16 protein-coding genes are annotated in these 19638 nt (G+C 34.8%); 4 read left to right on the top strand and 12 right to left on the bottom strand.

The window, feature by feature from the left end; all coding sequences use genetic code 11:
- Positions 1-56 precede the first annotated feature (56 nt).
- The 4 genes from recO to EG344_RS07100 are packed head-to-tail and all read right to left on the bottom strand — an operon-like array spanning position 57 to position 4711.
- Positions 57-743 carry a DNA repair protein RecO gene (gene recO / locus EG344_RS07115; protein ID WP_123908879.1) on the bottom strand — a complete coding sequence of 229 codons (687 nt, stop codon included), beginning with the start codon at positions 741-743 and terminating at the stop codon, positions 57-59.
- On the bottom strand, positions 743-3001 hold the full coding sequence (locus EG344_RS07110; RefSeq protein WP_185145596.1) for a T9SS type A sorting domain-containing protein: 2259 nt from the start codon (positions 2999-3001) through the stop codon (positions 743-745). Before EG344_RS07110 ends, recO begins: the two co-directional genes overlap by 1 nt.
- A 1-nt stretch (position 3002) precedes the next feature.
- Complete coding sequence (locus EG344_RS07105; protein WP_123908878.1) at positions 3003-3953, bottom strand: bifunctional metallophosphatase/5'-nucleotidase; 951 nt, start codon at positions 3951-3953, stop codon at positions 3003-3005.
- The gene (locus EG344_RS07100; protein WP_123908877.1) at positions 3953-4711 is read right to left on the bottom strand and encodes a 5'-nucleotidase C-terminal domain-containing protein; all 759 of its coding nucleotides are present in this window, start codon (positions 4709-4711) and stop codon (positions 3953-3955) included. Before EG344_RS07100 ends, EG344_RS07105 begins: the two co-directional genes overlap by 1 nt.
- 195 nt (positions 4712-4906) lie before the next feature.
- Between EG344_RS07100 and dapA the strand changes: the two genes are divergently transcribed.
- The 4 genes from dapA to EG344_RS07080 all read left to right on the top strand — a co-directional run bounded on the left by dapA (position 4907) and on the right by EG344_RS07080 (position 7731).
- The gene (dapA, locus tag EG344_RS07095; RefSeq protein ID WP_123908876.1) at positions 4907-5779 is read left to right on the top strand and encodes a 4-hydroxy-tetrahydrodipicolinate synthase; all 873 of its coding nucleotides are present in this window, start codon (positions 4907-4909) and stop codon (positions 5777-5779) included.
- 133 nt (positions 5780-5912) lie between these two features.
- Positions 5913-6413, top strand: coding sequence for a GNAT family N-acetyltransferase (locus tag EG344_RS07090; RefSeq protein ID WP_123908875.1), 501 nt, complete (start codon positions 5913-5915; stop codon positions 6411-6413).
- A gap of 297 nt (positions 6414-6710) precedes the next feature.
- Positions 6711-7292 carry a helix-turn-helix domain-containing protein gene (locus tag EG344_RS07085; RefSeq protein ID WP_123908874.1) on the top strand — a complete coding sequence of 194 codons (582 nt, stop codon included), beginning with the start codon at positions 6711-6713 and terminating at the stop codon, positions 7290-7292.
- Positions 7285-7731 (top strand): response regulator, encoded by a 447-nt coding sequence (locus EG344_RS07080; protein WP_123908873.1) that lies wholly within the window; start codon positions 7285-7287, stop codon positions 7729-7731. The genes EG344_RS07085 and EG344_RS07080 overlap by 8 nt, the downstream gene beginning before the upstream one ends.
- 595 nt (positions 7732-8326) lie before the next feature.
- Here the strand turns inward: EG344_RS07080 and recG are convergent.
- The 8 genes from recG to EG344_RS07040 all read right to left on the bottom strand — a co-directional run bounded on the left by recG (position 8327) and on the right by EG344_RS07040 (position 19610).
- Positions 8327-10414, bottom strand: a complete 2088-nt coding sequence (gene recG, locus EG344_RS07075; RefSeq protein WP_123908872.1) for an ATP-dependent DNA helicase RecG — start codon at positions 10412-10414, stop codon at positions 8327-8329.
- 136 nt (positions 10415-10550) lie between these two features.
- A complete protein-coding gene (locus tag EG344_RS07070) occupies positions 10551-11084 on the bottom strand; it encodes a thioredoxin family protein (protein WP_123908871.1) in 534 nt (177 codons plus the stop codon).
- A 42-nt stretch (positions 11085-11126) separates the two neighbouring features.
- On the bottom strand, positions 11127-12638 hold the full coding sequence (locus EG344_RS07065; protein ID WP_076552950.1) for a peptide MFS transporter: 1512 nt from the start codon (positions 12636-12638) through the stop codon (positions 11127-11129).
- A gap of 23 nt (positions 12639-12661) precedes the next feature.
- Entirely contained in the window at positions 12662-12838 is a 177-nt protein-coding gene (locus EG344_RS23805; RefSeq protein ID WP_164464398.1) for a hypothetical protein, read from the bottom strand.
- 165 nt (positions 12839-13003) lie between these two features.
- On the bottom strand, positions 13004-14758 hold the full coding sequence (locus EG344_RS07055; RefSeq protein ID WP_123908869.1) for a peptide MFS transporter: 1755 nt from the start codon (positions 14756-14758) through the stop codon (positions 13004-13006).
- A 131-nt stretch (positions 14759-14889) separates the two neighbouring features.
- The gene (locus tag EG344_RS07050; protein WP_123908868.1) at positions 14890-16545 is read right to left on the bottom strand and encodes a peptide MFS transporter; all 1656 of its coding nucleotides are present in this window, start codon (positions 16543-16545) and stop codon (positions 14890-14892) included.
- Positions 16546-16673: 128 nt separating this feature from the next.
- Positions 16674-17471, bottom strand: a complete 798-nt coding sequence (locus EG344_RS07045; protein ID WP_123908867.1) for a hypothetical protein — start codon at positions 17469-17471, stop codon at positions 16674-16676.
- 9 nt (positions 17472-17480) lie between these two features.
- The gene (locus EG344_RS07040) at positions 17481-19610 is read right to left on the bottom strand and encodes a S9 family peptidase (RefSeq protein ID WP_123908866.1); all 2130 of its coding nucleotides are present in this window, start codon (positions 19608-19610) and stop codon (positions 17481-17483) included.
- Positions 19611-19638: the final 28 nt, after the last annotated feature.

The raw sequence follows: 19638 nt of genomic DNA, 5'->3' as shown, positions 1-19638 counted from the left end.
GGAATACTGAATTTGCTTTTTACACTTTGCCCATCAACTTTCTTTACCTTTAAAAACTATTCAAATATCTGCTGTATTACCTCCAGTGATGCAGGGGTTTTAAAATCTGTAATATGATAGTGGTAATATACCAAAAGGCTATCCAGGAAATCTTTTCTTAAGGAAGAATGTATTTTTACACTATAAAGATTTTCAGCGCTAAGAATGTTTTTCCAAATCATGGAAATTTCTTCACTGAATAGCTGATGGGCAGAAATGGTAGAAAAAGTTCCTGTTTCAGGATCTAAAAAGTTTCCTTCCCCTATTAAAGGAGCAACTCCCTGTACTTTTAGGATGACAAGCAGAAATAATAAATGACATTGATAGTTTTGTTGTTCCAGTTCAGAAATAAACTTTTCAATACTGAAGAAAATATTTAGGTTTTTATTTTCAAGCTTTAAAACCTGATTCAGAAAATCTGAAATAAAGAATATAACAGTACCTGCCTTGATATCAGCATAAGCATCATTACCTTTTACCAGCTCAAATTTTGAGATGGTGGGGATTCCATTTCCTCTTACCGGGCTAATGGAGAAGTTCAGTTTATTCAAGGGCTGCAGGAAGGCTTTCTTTTTATTTTTTCTGGAATAAATCCCCTTAAGAAAATAAGACTGAAAACCATCCTCTTCTGTAAAACAATGCAATACAGCATCATTTTCCCCGTATTTGATGAATGAAAGTAAAAAACCGGTTTGTGTATTCATTAATTGACTACGCCTATTTTGGCTGTCGCTTTATCAGAACCATCTTCATTGGTCATGAGTACAAAGTAAATTCCTGATGCTACTCTGGCTCCTCGTTGATTATTAAGATCCCATTCATAATAGCCTCCTCGCGCTACGGCAGAATGTACAACATTTCCTGCAGCATCAACGATTCTTATGTTGGTCTTTTCCGCCAATCCTTTAATTGTAACTTTCCCTTTGAAATTAGAATAAACAACAGGATTAGGATAAACAACTACATCTCCAAAATTGGACGTTACATCAGAGATATCTCCTTGATATGTTACAATACCATTATAGGTAGCAAAATAAACTTTTCCAGTTTTTCTATCTACTTTTATATCGGTAACGGTATTAGTAGGAAGAGGAGAGTTCTCCATAGTAAAATGTTTTATGGTCTTTTGACCATCTGAAGAAAGGTAATACACACCACCTCCATCTACAGAAACCCATTTGTAATTTCCTCCGTCTGATTCTATCTGAAGAATACTAGAATCTCTGAAAAGTTCTTCTCCAAGACCATTTTGTTCTATAATAATAGGGTTAACCTTAGGTTCAGGAGTTTTTATTTCAGAAGCGGCATTAGATAAAACCCTTACTCCTTTGTCTGTACTAATCCATACATCACCAGATTTGTCGGCAGCTACAGATAATGTTCCGGAAGCAGTACTTGGAAACCCATTCTTTTCAACGAGTATATAATCGGTGTCATCGGAAAAATTGAGTGCATCTTTATAGTCATATACCCAAAAGGCATTTGATCGTGATAAAGGAATCCATAACATATTTTGATAAACAATAGGCTTTTGCACGGATGCACTTTTAAAATTAGATATTTTTAGATTGAAATCATCTTTAGCCTTGTCATATACAGCTACTGCGGGACCTCCATCATTAAATGAAAATACAGCAAAGATGTTGCTTTGGGCATCAGTAGTAAGACCTACCGCACGCCTTTGTCCAGGAGTGGCTTGTACTGGATAATATTTTACAAAATCAAAGTCTTTATTGGAAGCATTGTATTTCAGTTTGTAGATTCCCTGGGTATTTGCTAGTGCATAATTTGCAAAAAGAACTTCGTTATTATCAAGAGGGTTCAGGATAGCATCCAATACATTCAGAGTCCCGGTAAAAGTTTTAAAGTAAGAAGGATAGATCCATTCTGTACCATTAAAATAATAAAATCCGGGTCTTTTAGGGTTATTTACCGGTGTATTGTATCTTTCAGCTCTTGCTCCAGTAGAGACCAATAGCTGATTATTATCGTGTATACTTATTTTATAGGCAAAATTAAACTCCGGTCCGGATGGTTTATAGGTATGGTTGCTTTCATCCTTTATTCCTGATAATACAGTTCCACCAAATAATTTTCCACCAGCCATGATAGCAGTATTACACTGCTCTCCAAAATCTGTAGCATTCGAATTGGTTCCGTTAAGTCCAAAAGTATATACTCTACTGTCTGTAACTACTACATTGTTTTCTGTTACCACAACGTCCTGAATATTTCCAAGGTTAATAGGGAGCTGAATTGGAGCTCCATTATTATAGACAAATGCAGCAGTAGCCGAAGAAAATGCTAATTCTGTGTTAGAATCAATATGTTTGAAGGTTCCAGGAATCTCTGTAGTCCATGTAGAAAATACAGGAAAAGTAGTATTCATTTCATGGCTTTTTAAACCTGTATTCGTAACAGCGTATACCTTGTTTCCAAATATCGTAGCTTCATTACTGGCTTCATATACTCCAGCATTAAGAAAAAAAGCAGAGTCTCCAAATTCTTTTTTCTTTATATTGAATATAGATACCCCATAACCTACAGAAATTACAGCCTGTTCTCCTGTAATGGAGATATGATTAATTTTCTTGTTTCCATTATATCCGGCAGCAATAGGGATGTCAATGATATATTTAACCTCATTTGGGGTAAACACATCTATGGCTCCGTTTTCATAACCAATAACCCCTGTTTTACTTTTAGGATCATAATCGAAAGCTGTTATTCCTATATTATGGAGGCCATTCGCTTTAGATAACTTCGTAATTTCTCCTGTTGATATTGTATAATAGAAAATCCCGTTTTCTGTGGCAGCTACTATTTTTCCATTGTCTTCCTTCATGGCTAAGACATTGTTATAGGAAAAGAGATCTGCCCATTTTTTTGATGAAATGACCTGAGCTTTTGTAAACTGCAGGGAGGCTAAAATACCAAGAGAAATTAGAGAGAGTTTTTTCATGTTATGCTATTATGCTGCTATCTATTGCCTGGTTGTTCCAGGAAATATGCTGTACGTTTTTGTTTGAATCAAAATAAAAATCTATTCTACCTAAAAGAAGACCTGCCCATCCCACCTGGTTAACAAGAACGTTTTTGCCCTGTCTGTTAGTGAATGTTTCAGGTTCCGGTAAGAATGTATGGGTATGGCCGCCTAGAATAATGTCAATATTTTCAGTATTGGCCGCTAAAATTTTATCACTTATCTTATTAGGTTCATCCCTGTAATCATATCCGATGTGTGAAAGACAAATGACAAGATCACATTTCTGGTCTTTTTTCAAAAAGTTTGAATAATGCTGTGCTGCTTCAATTGGATTAGAATACACGGTTTCTGCATATTGCTTTTTACCAACAAGACCATCTAACTGGATACCTACTCCAAATATTCCAACTTTAATCCCATTTTTGTTGAAAATCTTATAAGGAGATGTTTTTCCATCCAGAATTGTATTCTTAAAATCATAATTTGAACAGATAAAAGGGAACTGTGCGTTCGGAAGAACCTTTAAAAATCCTTCAAGTCCGTTATCAAAATCATGATTTCCCATCGTAGAAGCATCATATTTCATCATGGACATTAGTTTGAATTCCAGTTCACCACCAAAAAAGTTAAAATAAGGAGTTCCCTGAAAAATATCTCCGGAATCAAGAAGAAGTACATTACTTTCCTGATTTCTGATTTGCTGAATTAAGCTGGCTCTTCTTGCAAAACCTCCCTGATTGGGATTCTTTGTGTAGCTTGCATCAAAAGGCTCTATTCTGCTATGCTGATCGTTAGTATGAAGAATGGTTAGTTTATTAGCGGGTTTTAAGTCAAGAATTTTTAATTCTTCCGCCATCATCATATTGGGAGCTAAAGCCATTGCCAAAGATCCACCACCTATTGCTTTTAAAAAACTTTTTCTATCCATTACTTTTTACCGATAAAATTTAAACGAACATCTGTAGGAGAAACAATTTCAGGATTTCTCTTGAAATAATCTATGTATAAATCCCTAAGCTTAACTCCTGTAGGGATAGACTCACCTTTTGAAAAGAATTTCATATTATCACCACCCAAAGCTAAATAGTCTGAAGTAGCAATATAATAGTCCTTGCTCGGATCTACTTCTTTTCCGTTAATTAATGATTTTACTAACTGTCCGTTTTTTGTTTCAATATACAAATGAGAGACTGGATTGTTGACTTGTGTTTTTGCATAGTATTCAAAAAGTCCCGGTAAATCTGCGCCTTTCATTTTTACAATAATCAGTTCGTTTTCAAAAGGCATTACCTCAAAAAGATTTTTCAGCATAATGTCTCCTTTTCCAATTGTAGTACGGATTCCTCCAATATTGATTAATGCAGCATCCACATTTTGTTTAAGATGGGCTTTCGTCCATTCATCACCGCCCTCAAGGGTATAATCTGCTAAAAGATTTCCCAGATTGCTGTTATCTCCCTGCTTAGTAAGGTCTGCATTGGTGTGTGAGATTTTTTGGTTCATCTCTTTATCCAATTTCTGCTTATAAGGTTCAATAAATTTTACAAACGCCTCATCATTCTTTAGCTCATTATTAATAGAAATATTCTTCTGGGTCTTTACATTCACAAGCTGTGGCGTAGAAGCCGTTTTGCATGCAGTAAGAGATGCCAGAGCAATTCCTAGTAACAATAATTTGTTTTTCATATGCTGTAAATTATTTTTTATAAAGGTCATATGCAATCGCTGGTTATTTAGATGTTTTTATAAACAATTTCAGGTATAGCGATTTCATAATATCTTTTAGTATATGCAAATATAACTATATGTATAATAAAACATTATTATTTATTATAAATTCTTATTGTAAATGATTAAATTTGGCAAAAATAATTCGAACAGATGAGCATTTTAAAAGGAGTAGGTGTTGCATTGGTAACACCCTTTAATGAAGATTTATCCGTTGACTTCGACAGTTTAACAAAACTGATTGATTATAACATTGATAACGGAACCAATTATTTGGTAGTATTGGGAACTACAGCTGAGGCTGCAACGCTTTCTGATGAAGAGAAGAAACAGGTAATTGAGCATATCATTAAGGTGAATAATAAACGTCTTCCTTTAGTTTTAGGAATTGGCGGTAACAATACTCTTGAGGTAAAGAAACAGATTGAAGAAGCAGATCTTTCTGCATTTGAAGCCGTACTTTCTGTATCTCCATATTACAATAAGCCTAATCAGGAAGGTCTTTACCAACACTATAAAGCTTTAGCCGCTACTGGAAAGAATATTATCATTTACAATGTTCCTTCCAGAACCGGACAAAATATTGATGCTGATACCACGATTCGTCTTGCAAAAGAATTCCCGAATCTATTCATGATTAAAGAAGCTGCACCCAATATTTTGCAGTATTTTGATATCCTTAGAAAGAAACCTGAAGGATTTTCGTTGGTTTCCGGAGATGATGAGTTCACTCTTCCTGTAACATTGGCAGGGGGAAATGGAGTGATTTCTGTAATTGGACAGGGATATCCAAAAGAATTCTCTACGATGGTACAATTAGCTTTTGAAGGAAAGATAAAAGAGGCTTATGAGATCCACAATAAACTGGTTGACATTACCCGCCTTATTTTTGCAGAAGGTAACCCTTGTGGTATTAAAGTCGTATTAGCAGAAAAAGGAATTATCAAGAATTATCTTAGACTTCCTTTGGTTCAGGCATCAGAAGGGCTTTATGCTAAAATCAAAGCTGAAATGGCTAACATTTAATGGATGAAAATAGTAAGTGTTGAGATATTTTATGAATTTCAACTGCTTAATAAAAATGACCATTAACTATTATAAAATACAACAAAGTGAAAAGTTCAGGCTTTTCACTTTTTTTAATCATAATCTATAAAATATGAAATTAATAAAAGCAACAGGGGAGAATATTCCTCTCATCCAGGATCTTGCCAGAAGGTCATGGAAGAATGCCTATTCAGAGATCCTTTCAGAAGAACAAATGGAATATATGCTTTCTGAAATGTATTCAGAACAGGAAATTGATCGTCAACTTCAGAACCCCAATTATCACTATTATCTGATTGAAGATGAAACTAAGGGCTCTTATGAGGGCTTTATTGGATATGAACACAATTATGAAAATGAAACTACAAAGCTTCACCGAATCTATCTGGTTCCTGAAAGCAAAGGAAAAGGTTTTGGAAAAGACGCACTTCTGTTTCTAAATGAAAAAGTTTCTGAGAACGGAAATAAAAGGATTATCCTTAATGTCAATAAGTATAATGCTGCCAGAAACTTCTACGAATCCCAAGGCTATAAGGTTTATGGTGAAGGAGTGTTTGACATTGGAAACGGATTTGTGATGGATGATTTCTTAATGGAGTTTCTAATTCACTAATAATTGACTTAAAATTTTGTAACTTTATCCTGTAATTCTATAACGGGTGATTTCATTTTTTGAATCATCTTTGTTTCAGAACCCAATCACTTATAAATAATACATTCATATGCTTGGTTTTGAGCTGACATAGCTTTTTATCAGTATATTTTTTTCATCCTTAGTGTTTAAATTCCTGTATTTTCGGATACAGGAGTTTTTGCGTATTTATATTATGTTAAAAAAATATTTTCTATTTCACATTTAATTGAAATAAATTATTATATTTACGTAAAAAATAGGCTTACTTATACCAGGATGAAAATGTACGTTAAATTTGATTTCAATGCCCTTTGTAAAAAGGTATTGGACGAAAAACTGAAGGAGCACGGGCTGAAATACCGGTTGCTGAACTTCGGTGAGGTGGAGTTCTATGAACCTTTTACTCAGGAACAACATAATCTTTTCAAGAAAAATCTTGGTGATTATGGTATTGAGATCATAGAAAGCCAGAAAACGGCTTTGGTACAGAAAATAAAAGATGCTATTGTAGAACTTGTCTTTTCCGAAGAGATTATTCCCGTAAAAGCATCCATTTATATTTCTGAAAAACTGAATCACAGCTATGGATATCTTTCCAATTTGTTTTCAGAGGTTGCTTATACTTCCATAGAGAATTTTATTATTCTCCAGAAGATAGAATATGCAAAAGCTCTGATTATAAGAAATAAGCAAAGTCTTACTGAAATTGCCCATAAACTGAATTATTCCAGTGTGGCACATTTAAGTACTCAGTTTAAAAATACAACGGGAATTACACCCTCACAGTTTCAAAAGATCATAGGAAAAAGAAGAAGAGCCCAAAGCATGGTAATAAACCCTAAAATGCAGTATGAATAAAGAATTTCTGAACGTAATTGTAGCTGATAACGATGAAAACACCTTAATTTTTTTTAAAAATATATTTAAAGAGTTGAAGATCTCTATAAAAGTTCAATGTTTTAATAATGGAAAAGATTTGATGGAGTATCTCAATAATGATGATGCTGTAGTTCCCGAAATTGTTTTTATCAAATATACCATTCCCGGAAAAGACAGTATGGAATGCATTGATGAAGTAAGAGCCCATCAAAAGTTCAGCAACATGGTGACAGCTATTTATGGTGAAGAGATCTCTGAGAGTGAAATTGAAGAAACCTTTGTAAAAGGAAACAATATTTGTATCAGAAAACCTACCGATTTTGGGACTTTAAAAAAGGTACTTACAGAGGTTATTACAATAAACTGGCAGTATCATACTTCAGGATTAAACAAAGATAATTTTATTCTAAAAGTATGATGAACAGTAAGTTTCTGGTTTCCATTTAAAGAGAATGGGATGTTATTTATTGTATAATATTCACATTAAGGTGAAAATTTTATAACTAATAACTGAAATAATATAAAAAAGAAGACGGTTAATATTCAGACATTTGTAAATGTAAACTTAGTGACACAAATTTAATTATATACATGAAGATATAAATGAATGAGAAGTAATTGTTTCTACAGTAAAATATATAAATCACGATGTAAACAAAATGAGTTATATTCATTTCCAATTTTAAAGCATAGAAGATCTTTAAACAAAACGGTACAATCATGAAAACTTGAAATAGTTGGAGATATTTTTATTCGTTTCATTCCCTCATCTCCACCTAAACACAGTTAGTTTTTATAATAAGCAAGTTGGAAAAATAATTCATTTTGTTTTTTTATAATTTATTTTAATAGTGATGACTTATCTTCAAATAATATATAGATATTTTCACACCACATCACAAAATATTAAGTATAAGCTATTAAAATAAATTTTTAGAACAGACCAAAAGTAATTTCTTCTAAATAACAGTTTTATAAGGGGCCGCAGGAAAATCTTTTTTTCTGCGGTTTTTTTATGAAATTTTACTCCATTTATTTTTCCCTTTGTAGTACTTTATGTAGTAGTTTTTAATAATCAGATTGTCCTGTCTTGTTAGCATAGGATCAGCTTCAAGGATTTTGTCAACGGTATTTTTAGTGGTCTTAATGATGGCCGAGTCATTCACCAAATCTAGTCTTTTAAAATCAACCACACCACTTTGCTGGGTTCCTAAAATATCACCAGGACCACGAAGCTGCATATCAACCTCAGAAATTTTAAAGCCGTCGTTAGTTTCGGTCATCGTTTTAATACGGGTTCTGCTTTCTTTAGATAACTTATCGGATGTCATCAGAATGCAATAGCTCTGTTCTGCGCCTCTTCCTACACGTCCCCTGAGCTGATGAAGCTGTGAAAGCCCAAACCTCTCAGAACTTTCAATAACCATTACAGAAGCATTTGGAACATTTACCCCTACTTCAATAACCGTAGTGGCTACCATAATCTCTGCTTTTCCTGAGGCGAAATAAGCCATAGCCGCATCTTTTTCATCCGGTTTCATTTTCCCATGCAGCATGGTAACATTGTAATCAGAGAAGAAGTCCATGACATGCTCCAAACCTTCCATCAGATTTTTGTAATCCAGAGTTTCAGACTCTTCAATCAATGGATAAACAAAATAAATCTGTCTCCCTTTTTTGATCTCATCCCTACAGAAATTATAGACATACAATCTGTCTTTTTCCCTTCTGTGAGCTGTAATGATTGGCTTTCTTCCAACAGGCATTTCATCAATGACAGAAACATCCAGGTCCGAATAAAAACTCATCGCCAATGTTCTTGGAATAGGGGTTGCTGTCATTACCAGAATATGGGGTGGAATTTTATTTTTAGCCCAAAGTTTCGCCCGTTGTGCCACCCCAAATCGATGTTGCTCATCGATAATAGACAACCCAAGATTTTTGAATTTAACTTTGTCTTCCAAAACGGCGTGAGTTCCTACAAGAATAGAAAGTGTACCATTTTCCAATTCTTCATGAATAATTCTTCTTTCCTTTATTTTGGTAGAACCTGTCAACAACCGGATGTTGATTCCTGTTTTTTCCAGTAAATCCTTAATTCCATTATAATGCTGTTGGGCAAGAATCTCAGTAGGTGCCATCAGACAGCTTTGAAAGCCATTATCCATGGCAATAAGCATGGTTAATAAAGCAACCATTGTTTTTCCGGAACCTACATCCCCCTGTAAAAGCCTGTTCATCTGAATCGGTCTTTTCATATCCATTCTGATCTCCTTTAATACTCTTTTTTGAGCACCAGTAAGTTCAAACGGAAGGTGATTTTCATAAAAATCATTGAAATGATCGCCTATAATAGGAAACGGATTACCATAAGACTGTGTTTTGTGATGAAGCTTTTTTAAACCATATCCCAATTGAAAAAAGAACGATTCTTCAAATTTTAATCTAAAATCTGCTTTATCAAAATGTTCCTGATCTTTTGGAAAATGGACATTTAGAAAAGCATGCTGTCGTGACATAAATTTGAATGTCTTCATCAAGTATTCCGGAAAATTTTCTTCAATAAGATTCGGAATTTCCCTGCAGATATTTCTTAAAGCATTTTGAAAAAATCTCTGATTGAGCCCTCTTTTCGTAAGTTTTTCAGAGCTTGGATAAATAGGTTTTAACCGGGTTTCGCCTTCTTTCTTTTCCTCAGCCTCAATTTCAGGATGTGGCATAGAAAACTGACGGTTAAAAACATTGATTTTCCCAAAAATATAAACTTCACGGTTAATGGGAAGCTGTTCCTTCAACCATTTAGAGTACTGAAACCATACAAGATCCATACTGCCTGTCTCATCATTGAACTTGGCCGTTAGTCTTTTGGTTTTTCCAGTCTGAATTTCCTGAACCTGGGTAATCTTTCCTTTAAACTGTATCTCCTGACTGGACTCTTCATGAAGCTGAGAAACTTTATAGATTTTACTTTTATCCAGATAGCGGATAGGATAGAAGTTCAACATGTCTTCTACAGTGGATAAACCTAACACACTTTTGATGAGTTTGGCTCTTTCCGGACCTATTCCTTTTACATATTCTATGGAAGTTTCTAAAGTCATTTCTTATCTGAGATTCGGGAATCGAATATGGTATGAAAAATAAAGGTTCGAATTTCGGGAAAATAAAAAAGACTTCCAAACAAAATTGAAAGTCTTAGTTTATATAGCTTATTAAAGTTTAAAACTTAATGGCTGATTACTCTTTGATTTTAGATTTGAACTTTTTCTGATAATCTTCCCATTGTTCTCTGGTACGGATCTTTTTAAAGAGATCCTTTGAGATCAGCTCCAGATAAGGTTCCAGTTCTTTAGCAGATAATTCTCCCTGAAGAATAGTGATGGGGTCACCATGTTCATCTAAAAATACAGTACTAGGGACAGCACCTACATTCATATATTGAGTAAATTCATGTAAAGAATTTCGTCCTTTTTTCTGCTCTGTATCAGGATTAGAAAATGTTCTTCCAAAAATTTCAATAGTCTTTTTTTCTTCTGCATTAAATTTTACAGGATAGAAGTTCTCATTTAAAATCTGGGACAGTACGGGATGCCCGTAGGTTTTCTTGTCCATAATTTTACAGGGTCCGCACCAGTCTGCATAAAAGTCAATAAGAATCTTCTTGGGATTTTCCTTTTGAGCTTTTAAAGCCTCTCCAATAGTCATCCATTTAGTTTGTGCAAAACTAAAATTTAATAATAATAAGAGAACTATGCTTAAAAATTTTTTCATAATTTGATATTTACGTAAAAATAAGCATAATTACTTATTTTTTTATTTTACATCCTGCATTAATTTTTTCACGAACGGAGATATCAAAATTAATACCACTCCGGCAATTATCGCATACAAACCCAATTGTTTATATCCATCGGTATAAGTGATAAGTTCATCATAGTTGGTAGAGCCTTCTTTTGCTGTAGCAAGACTTGCTCCGATAATTCCGGCAACATATTGGCCGTATGCTGAAGCAAGAAACCACATTCCCATCATCATTCCCTGAAGGTTCTTGGTAGAAAGCTTGGTCATAATAGATAGTCCGATAGGAGAGAGACATAATTCCCCAAGGGTAATGATTAGTAATGCCAATGTAAAGAAGTTCAGCGAAGTAATTCCTTGAAGATCTGCAAATAATCGGGTGGCAAATAAAACGTAATATCCTGCCCCTAAGAAAATAAATCCTAATCCGAATTTAATGATCGTGTTCGGTTCAATTTTTCTTTTATTCAGCCAAATCCAAAGAAGACCAACTAACGGCGCAAGGAAAATAATGAAAAATGCACCTCCGGAATTATTAACACCATTTGGATCTAATCCGAAAAGATCTTTATTAAGGTTCTTTGCTGCAAAGATGCTTAATGAGCCTCCACTTTGCTCATAAATTCCCCAGAAAATAATGGAAAAGATAATGAATACTAAGGCTGCCCAAAGTTTTTTACGCTCTGCTGCAGTTACTTTAGACATTTCATAGAATAAATAGATCAAAGTCAATGGCCCGATTGTCCACATAAAATAATCCGTATATTCTGTTTTCGCAACCATGGTCATAATGATTGGAATGAAAATTAAAGACAGAACATACACACCATATTCTTTCCATTTTGGAATAGGAGCACTTTTTGTTTCTGCTAATGGATGACCTGGCTGTAAACCGATAGTACCCAATCTTCTTTGAGTAAATACAAAATTGATTAAGCTGATAACCATTACTACCGAAGCCAATCCGAAAGCAATATGCCATCTCATTTCTTCTGCGATTATATTTCCTAAGAACTCTCCTTTACCAATAGCAATACATAAATAACCTCCTAATAAAGCACCTAGGTTAATTCCCGCATAAAACAAGGAAAAACCAGCATCTGCTCTCGAATCATTAGGCTTATAAAGCTGGCCTACCATGGATGAAATATTAGGTTTGAAGAAACCTGTTCCTACTACAGTAAATGCAATTCCAAGGAAAAAGAATTTGTGCGGATCGGTGGCCAGAATTAAACTTCCGAGAATCATCAGAAGCCCACCCCAAAACAGGGATTTTCTGAATCCTAAGATTTTATCAGCAAAAAGTCCACCTACAAAGGTAAAGGCGTATACGAAGGCCTGGGTGGCGCCATATTGAAGGTTAGCTTCTTTTTCATGGAAATTAAGCTGTGAGATCATAAAGAAAACCAGCATTCCACGCATTCCGTAGAAACAGAAACGTTCCCACATTTCAGAGAAAAACAGACTCCAGATTTGTCTAGGGTATTTTCCTTTGAAATTTTGTATTTCATCTAAAGTTAAGCTCATAATGATATATGATTAAATTTTAATTAAGGGTTTTTATTTTTCTGATTCAGTTCAAAACGAATTCTGTCCTGATCGATGATTTGTTTTAATTCTTCTTCTTTTGGGAGATACAGCAGGTATTTGTTGGCAAATATTCTTATCATCCTGGCTGGAAAGTAATAGGTAATCATTTTCAACAATAAGTTTTCCAATCTGCCCATAGGTAAGCAGTAATGTAGAATTCGCTATTCGAAAAACTTTTTCGCGCGACTGTCTAATGATTTCCTTTACGGGTTGGAATAAAGAATCTTCGGAAATTTCCATCATACGAAAATAAAAAAAACCTCTGACTTAGCAGAGGTTTTATTCATATTTTGTTAATGCAGTTAGTTTACACCGTGCATCATTTTCTTTAAGACAGGTGAAAGTAAACCTAGGATCACAGAAGCAATACCACAAAGTACAACAAATACCATGAAGAATTCAAATAAGTTGTGAATCTCAAATCCTACAAAAGTAGGGTTGTGTAATGGTAATTGAGCCTTTTCAAATGCAGCAACCTGATCTGCGGTAAGCGTTACTTTTTTATCTAAAACATCCTGTAAGTTAACTCCAATTTCCTGAGCTTTCTTAAACTTATCACCAGTTGCAGGGATAAGTGCTCCTAATGAACCTGCTAAAGCATACCCGGCAGCATTGGAAATAAAGAAAACACCATACAATAATGAAGCAAATCTTTTTGGTGCTAATTTACCCACCAATGATAGTCCGATTGGAGATAAACAAAGCTCACCACAAGTTTGAATAAAGTAAAGAAGCATCAACCACTTAATAGCTAGTAAACCTGAGTTTCCTAGATCTTTTACATTGTGTGCAATGATGAAATAACTTAAAGCAATCACAGCAAGACCAATAGCTTGTTTCAGAGGAGATACAGGCTCTTTTCCGTTAGCTCTTAGCTTATCCCACATTAAGCTAAAAGGGAAAGCTAATAAAACAACGAAAATTCCGTTGAAAATCTGAACCATTGAAGGAGGCATATTCCATCCAAAAATATTTCTGTCAGTCTGGTTATCTGCAATAAACGTTAATGAAGAACCTGCCTGTTCAAAAGCTGCCCAGAAGAAGATAATGAAGAATGAAACGATATAAATTACCCAGATTCTCTGTCTTTCAATTTTATTTTCAGCAGAAGACATAATCAGGAATGCTAAGGAAATACCAGCTGCATAGATGAACGGATAGATGATTCCTTTAATCATGTGTCCCATTTCCATGGAGTTGAATCCAAATTCTCCTACCAATAAATACCTGAATACAAAGAATAGAACAACAAATATAGCAACAGTAGCTCCAAGGAATGCACCAGAGAATTTTGCAGTTTGAGATTCTCCTTCTTCAAAATCTGCCGTTGAATTATTTTTTGGTAATCCTCCGATAGGTCTTCCTTCAGGAGTTACTACATATTTATTTTTAAGGATAAAGAATGTTACAGTTCCAATTACCATTGCAATTGAAGCGGCTAAGAACCCCCATTTGAAAGCAAAGATATCTCTTATCCCGGTAGTAGCATCTTTTACGTCTCCTACGTATGGGCAAATGAATTGTCCTAAGAATGCTCCGATGTTGATCCCCATATAGAAAATGGTAAATGCAGAATCCAGTTTGGATTTTTCCTGTTTTGGATACAGACTTCCCACCATGGAGGAAATGTTCGGTTTGAAAAATCCATTACCAAAAATGATAACAAATAAAGCCAGCCACATAATAAGCTTAGCGCTTCCAAGATCCGCAGAGAAAGTAGAGGCACTGATGAATAATAAAAACTGACCAATTGCCATAAGGGATCCCCCCACGATAATTGCAAATCTGTTTCCTATATATTTATCAGCTATAAATCCCCCCAAAAGCGGGGTTAAATAACATAAAGCTAAAAATCCACCATAGATAATTGCCGCATCAGCTTCTTTTATCAATAAGGAATTTACCATAAAGAGCGTTAAAAGTGCTCTCATTCCGTAAAAGTTGAAACGCTCCCACATTTCCGTTCCGAACAGAACCCACAATCCTTTTGGATGTCTGGAATTCTTATTCTCTACAAATTCATCCGGTTTAGGACTCAATGCTTCAATATTATCCATTCTATTGTTAATTTTTGTTAAGACTGACAAATATAGTTTATTTTGGGTTTTTGGCAAGGTTTTAATTTTATTTTTAAATAAAAAAGCTGCGGACTAGGTCCGCAGCTTTCTATTCTTTATAATATCAAGGGTTAATGCCCTTTTTCCTTCATAATTTTATTTAATCTTTTTAGCATTGAAAGGCCTAAAAGTGTAGCAAATATTAACAAACCGAAATTCACAAGGAAATAATTCGTCTTGTTTTCATAGTTGTACCACGTACTTGCCAGAATTCCTGAAAGTTTGTTTCCTACAGAGTTGGCAAGGAAGAAACCTCCCATCATTAAAGCTGTAATCCTTGCAGGCGAAAGCTTGGAAACGAAAGAAAGCCCCATTGGAGAAAGACATAATTCCCCAATAGTGATTACACCGTAACTTGCTACCAGCCATAATGGAGAAACTTTTACAGATCCATTATCTCCAGCCATTACCGCTAAAACCATTACCAGACATGATAATCCTGAAATAAACAGTCCTAAAACGATTTTGGTGGGTGTTAAAGGTTCTTTCCCTTTTCTTCTTAACAAAGCCCAGAATCCTACCACAACAGGAGTCAGTGCAATTACCCAGAATGGATTAATGGATTGGAATAGTTCAGTATTGTATAAGTAAACTTTACTTTCAGGGTTTTTCTCAAGAGCAGCACGTTGTTCCGGGGTAATGTTTTTAAAGTAAACATCTTTTCCGATTTCTTTTTTCGTATCTCCGTTGTCATCTTTCTGAGAGCGGAATTGGTTATCATACACAGGAACTTCTTTGTCTTCAAAGCTTTTTCCATCAACCATGTAGATCCCTTCCAATGGTTTTTCCAAAGATGCAGGAACACTTCTGTCTGTATAATAATTAGCCCATCTTGTTAAAGCTGTACCATTCTGCTTGAAAACTGCCCAGAAAAACATACTGATAAGGAATACAGAAAGTAATGCACCGATGGATGCTTTTTCATCAGGTTTAGCCTTAAAGTAAAGAGAAGCATAGAAGTAAATAACAGGAACACATGCAAAAATAAAGGCATCTGTACTGTCACTCCCAAAGATATTGTTAGGAATGAACCAACCTATTGCACCAGCAACAATGGCTGGTAGAAATACTTTAAGCATGATCTCAGAAAGTTTTGTATCACCTTCCTGCACAGGTTTCATCTGTGCTGCGTGAATGTAATGTTTTCTTCCGATTGTAAAAATAACCATACCAATAAGCATTCCCACTCCTGCGGTAATGAAGGCCTCACCCCAACCGAACTTATTACGCATAAATGCAGCAATAATGTTACAGATAAATGCCCCGATATTGATTCCCATGTAGAAAATATTGTACCCGGAATCCTTGTTCGCTTTATAAGGCTCTTCAGAATAAAGATTTCCTAAAAGGGTAGAGATGGTAGGTTTAAAGAAACCGTTACCAATAATAATTAATGCCAGAGAAGCATAAAATAAAGGTAAATCTTTGAAAACACCCATCCCAATATATCCTGCGGCCATTAAGAAACCTCCAAGGTAAATAGATTTGATGTATCCCAGCACTCTATCGGCAAGAAATCCTCCGATAAATGGAGTAAGATAAGTTAACGCAATATAAGTTCCGAAAATGTCATCAGCAGTTTTGTCCGGCAGTCCAAGACCTCCCTTCATACCGGCAGGTTCAATAACATACAGAACAAAGATTCCAAGAATCAGGTAGTACCCGAAACGCTCCCACATTTCTGTAAAGAAAAGATAGGGCAGCCCTTTAGGATGTTTTGTCTTCATATATTCAAATTTCAATTGCCCCAAAAATAAGTTTTTAATTCCAATTGATAAAATAAATAATATAGCCCTAAATGATTAATGAAATGAATATAAAAATCCCTTTCAAAATTTTTGAAAGGGAGCTATTTTTAGTTTTGAATTCTTGGTGGTGATGGAACCGGAGCTTGAATATTAACTTGTTCAACATATTTCTCCGTTTTCACTTTTATCAGACCATTGAGAAAATCCTGCAGATCCTTTTCACTAGATGCAAACTTTTTTTCCGGAGAGCCAGCACTTATTTGTGCACATGCTTTATCATCGGTAATCACATAATAATGGATAATGTCATAATCCAGATCAATGTCATGATATTTTATATAAAACATTTCCGTTCCGTTCACAGTCCTGAATTCTGTTCTTTTGATTTTATAGTGACTGGGATTCATTAGAAAACCTGTAAGGACAATGTCCTTTACATTTTTTAATGTGGCATTATTTTCTAAAGAAAAACTCCCAAAACTAGCAAACAGATCTTTATTCAATACTCCCTGAAGTGCAAATTCTCCACGGGAGTATTCATGTTGTTCTTGAAGAATAGTCCATTTTTTAGGATCATAATAAAATCCGGCGTCCGCTCTTTTGCTTTGAGCCAATGATAAAGCAGTTTTGGGATTTGTGTAAGATGTACTGTTGACTACAGTGTTTTCATACAGGCCTTCCGTTGCTTTGTTCATGAACTTCCATGTGTTGTCTGGGAAAATAATCACTTTCTGATCACCTGCTGTAAAGGCTTCCATAGTGGGAAAGTTTCCAAGGTCGCCTCTACTGGATTTCCAAGTTTTATTTTCAAAAAGCATAACTTCTTTACCATCATTAGTAGTTGCTCTCTGTGAAAAGAACACAGACCAACACAATAAAAATAATAAGTAAAGAGCAGGCTTCATTAATTTTTTCTATAAATTATTCAAAATAAAATCTGTCATTTTCTGATACAGTTGTGGTCTTGTCTGGCCTCCGTAAATCCCGTGGTTTTTATCAGGGTAAGCCATAAAGTCAAATTGTTTTTTATTTTGAATCAGGGCTTCAGATAATTCCATAGAGTTTTGGAAATGAACGTTATCATCAGCTGTTCCATGGATTAAAAGAAATTTACCTTTCAACAGTTTTGCATATTCAGTAGGAGAGTTCTTATCATATCCATCAGGATTTTCCTGTGGTGTTCTCATAAATCTTTCTGTGTATACAGAATCATAATATCTCCAGTTGGTTACGGGTGCTACTGCAATACCCATTTTGAAAACATCTGCTCCTTTTGTCATGGCTAAGCTGGTCATATAACCTCCGAAGCTCCATCCGAACATTCCGATTCTGCCTTTATCAATATAAGATTGGTTTCCGAACCATTTTGCAGCCGTAATCTGGTCTTCGATCTCATATTTACCAAGATTCATATAGGTAACTTTCTTGTATTTTGCTCCTTTATAACCTGTTCCACGTCCATCTACACAAGCAACAATGTATCCTTTTTGTACAAGATGGTTGAACCACATTGTGTTACCGTTATCCCAAGAATTGGCAACCTGTTGAGAGCCCGGTCCTGAATACTGGAACATGAACAATGGATACTTTTTATTAGGATCGAAATTTTTAGGTTTCATTATCCATGCATTCATTTGATCACCTACAGCATTAGGGATAGTGATAAATTCTTTTTCAACAAAATTATCTGCTTTCAATTTCTGAAGCTGATCGTTGTTGTTTTGAAGCTCCTTTACTGCTTTACCGTTCCCGTCTTTTAAAACATAAGTAAGAGGTTTTGCTGCCGTAGAAGAGGTTTCAATGAAATAATTATAGCTTTTACTGAAATTAGCAGAATTGTTTCCTTCTGCATTGGAGATCAGCTGAGACTTTCCGTTTTCAATATTTACTTTAGAAACAACTTTATTGATGCTCCCTTTTTCAGTAGTTTGGATGTAGATTTCTTTAGATTTTGGATTGAAACCATAATAATCTGTTACCTCCCAATTTCCTTTTGTGACTTGTTTTTTTAATTTTCCATCTTTATCATACCAATATAAATGGCGGTTCCCATCTCTTTCGGAAGCCCAAAGGAAAGAATCATCATCAAGGAATTCAATAGTTGGGCTGTCAGTTTCAATCCACTTATCATCAGTTTCTGTGAATAATTTTTGTACTGTTCCTGTTTTAGTATTTACTTTTAAAACATCCGAAGCATTTTGAATTCTCTCCGAAGTAATTAAAACTACTTCATCTGCTTTTGCAGTCTGGAAAACATTCTGGATATAATAATTTTTAAAAGAACCTAAGTTGAGTGGCATTACTTTCTCTGTATCAAGACGGAATAACTGTGCCGAAACTACAGAGTTTTTTTCTCCTGCTTTAGGATATTTATAACGCATTTCTACAGGATAAAGGTTTTTTCCATAGATCGGAATATAAATTTCCGGAACCTGGCTCTCGTCCGATTTTATAAATACAATAGCATCAGAGTTTTTCGTCCACTCGTACTGTTTTGCATGTCCGAATTCTTCTTCATATACCCAGTCTGCCAAACCGTTAAGAATAGCATTTTTCTTACCATCAGTAGTAATCTGAGTGATTTTACCTGATGTTAGATCCTGATAAAATAAATTGTTATCAGAAATGAAAGCTACTTTTGTGGCATCAGGTGAAAAAGCTGGCTCCTGAACAGGCTTTCCTTCGTTTAAGCTGATTACTTTTCCTGATTTTAAATCCTTCACTTCAAACTTTCCGAGGAAAGAGTGTCTGTAGATAGGCTGACTTTCCTTCTGCAAAAGGATTTTAGACTCATCATCCGAAAATATATAACTTTCAAAGCTTCCATCCACGATATTTCCTTCTTTCTGAGAAGTTTTATATGAATATTTTGCAATTCCTGAAGGTTCAATAACAAGATAATTTTCTCCGTTTTTCATAGAAGTAATCCCGGCAATACCTTTACCACGGTAATATCCTGAATATATTTTGTCTAAAGTGATTTCCTGTGCAGACACATGATGAAATGCCGCTGCTATAGTCAAAGTTAAGAGTAGTTTTTTCATTTCTAATTTTAATGCTTCCAAATTTAAT

Origin of the sequence: Chryseobacterium sp. G0162 (assembly GCF_003815715.1) — a bacterium.
GTDB lineage: Bacteria > Bacteroidota > Bacteroidia > Flavobacteriales > Weeksellaceae > Chryseobacterium.
The sequence above is the reverse complement of the archived record's forward strand: the minus strand, read 5'-3'. Positions and strand labels throughout refer to the sequence as shown.

Bases quoted from the DNA above. Each gene is read 5' to 3' on its own strand.
- recO (WP_123908879.1), bottom strand. From the start codon at position 743: ATGAATACACAAACCGGTTTTTTACTTTCATTCATCAAATACGGGGAA.
- EG344_RS07110 (WP_185145596.1), bottom strand. From the start codon at position 3,001: ATGAAAAAACTCTCTCTAATTTCTCTTGGTATTTTAGCCTCCCTGCAG.
- EG344_RS07105 (WP_123908878.1), bottom strand. From the start codon at position 3,953: ATGGATAGAAAAAGTTTTTTAAAAGCAATAGGTGGTGGATCTTTGGCA.
- EG344_RS07100 (WP_123908877.1), bottom strand. From the start codon at position 4,711: ATGAAAAACAAATTATTGTTACTAGGAATTGCTCTGGCATCTCTTACT.
- dapA (WP_123908876.1), top strand. From the start codon at position 4,907: ATGAGCATTTTAAAAGGAGTAGGTGTTGCATTGGTAACACCCTTTAAT.
- EG344_RS07090 (WP_123908875.1), top strand. From the start codon at position 5,913: ATGAAATTAATAAAAGCAACAGGGGAGAATATTCCTCTCATCCAGGAT.
- EG344_RS07085 (WP_123908874.1), top strand. From the start codon at position 6,711: ATGAAAATGTACGTTAAATTTGATTTCAATGCCCTTTGTAAAAAGGTA.
- EG344_RS07080 (WP_123908873.1), top strand. From the start codon at position 7,285: ATGAATAAAGAATTTCTGAACGTAATTGTAGCTGATAACGATGAAAAC.
- recG (WP_123908872.1), bottom strand. From the start codon at position 10,414: ATGACTTTAGAAACTTCCATAGAATATGTAAAAGGAATAGGTCCGGAA.
- EG344_RS07070 (WP_123908871.1), bottom strand. From the start codon at position 11,084: ATGAAAAAATTTTTAAGCATAGTTCTCTTATTATTATTAAATTTTAGT.
- EG344_RS07065 (WP_076552950.1), bottom strand. From the start codon at position 12,638: ATGAGCTTAACTTTAGATGAAATACAAAATTTCAAAGGAAAATACCCT.
- EG344_RS23805 (WP_164464398.1), bottom strand. From the start codon at position 12,838: ATGGGCAGATTGGAAAACTTATTGTTGAAAATGATTACCTATTACTTT.
- EG344_RS07055 (WP_123908869.1), bottom strand. From the start codon at position 14,758: ATGGATAATATTGAAGCATTGAGTCCTAAACCGGATGAATTTGTAGAG.
- EG344_RS07050 (WP_123908868.1), bottom strand. From the start codon at position 16,545: ATGAAGACAAAACATCCTAAAGGGCTGCCCTATCTTTTCTTTACAGAA.
- EG344_RS07045 (WP_123908867.1), bottom strand. From the start codon at position 17,471: ATGAAGCCTGCTCTTTACTTATTATTTTTATTGTGTTGGTCTGTGTTC.
- EG344_RS07040 (WP_123908866.1), bottom strand. From the start codon at position 19,610: ATGAAAAAACTACTCTTAACTTTGACTATAGCAGCGGCATTTCATCAT.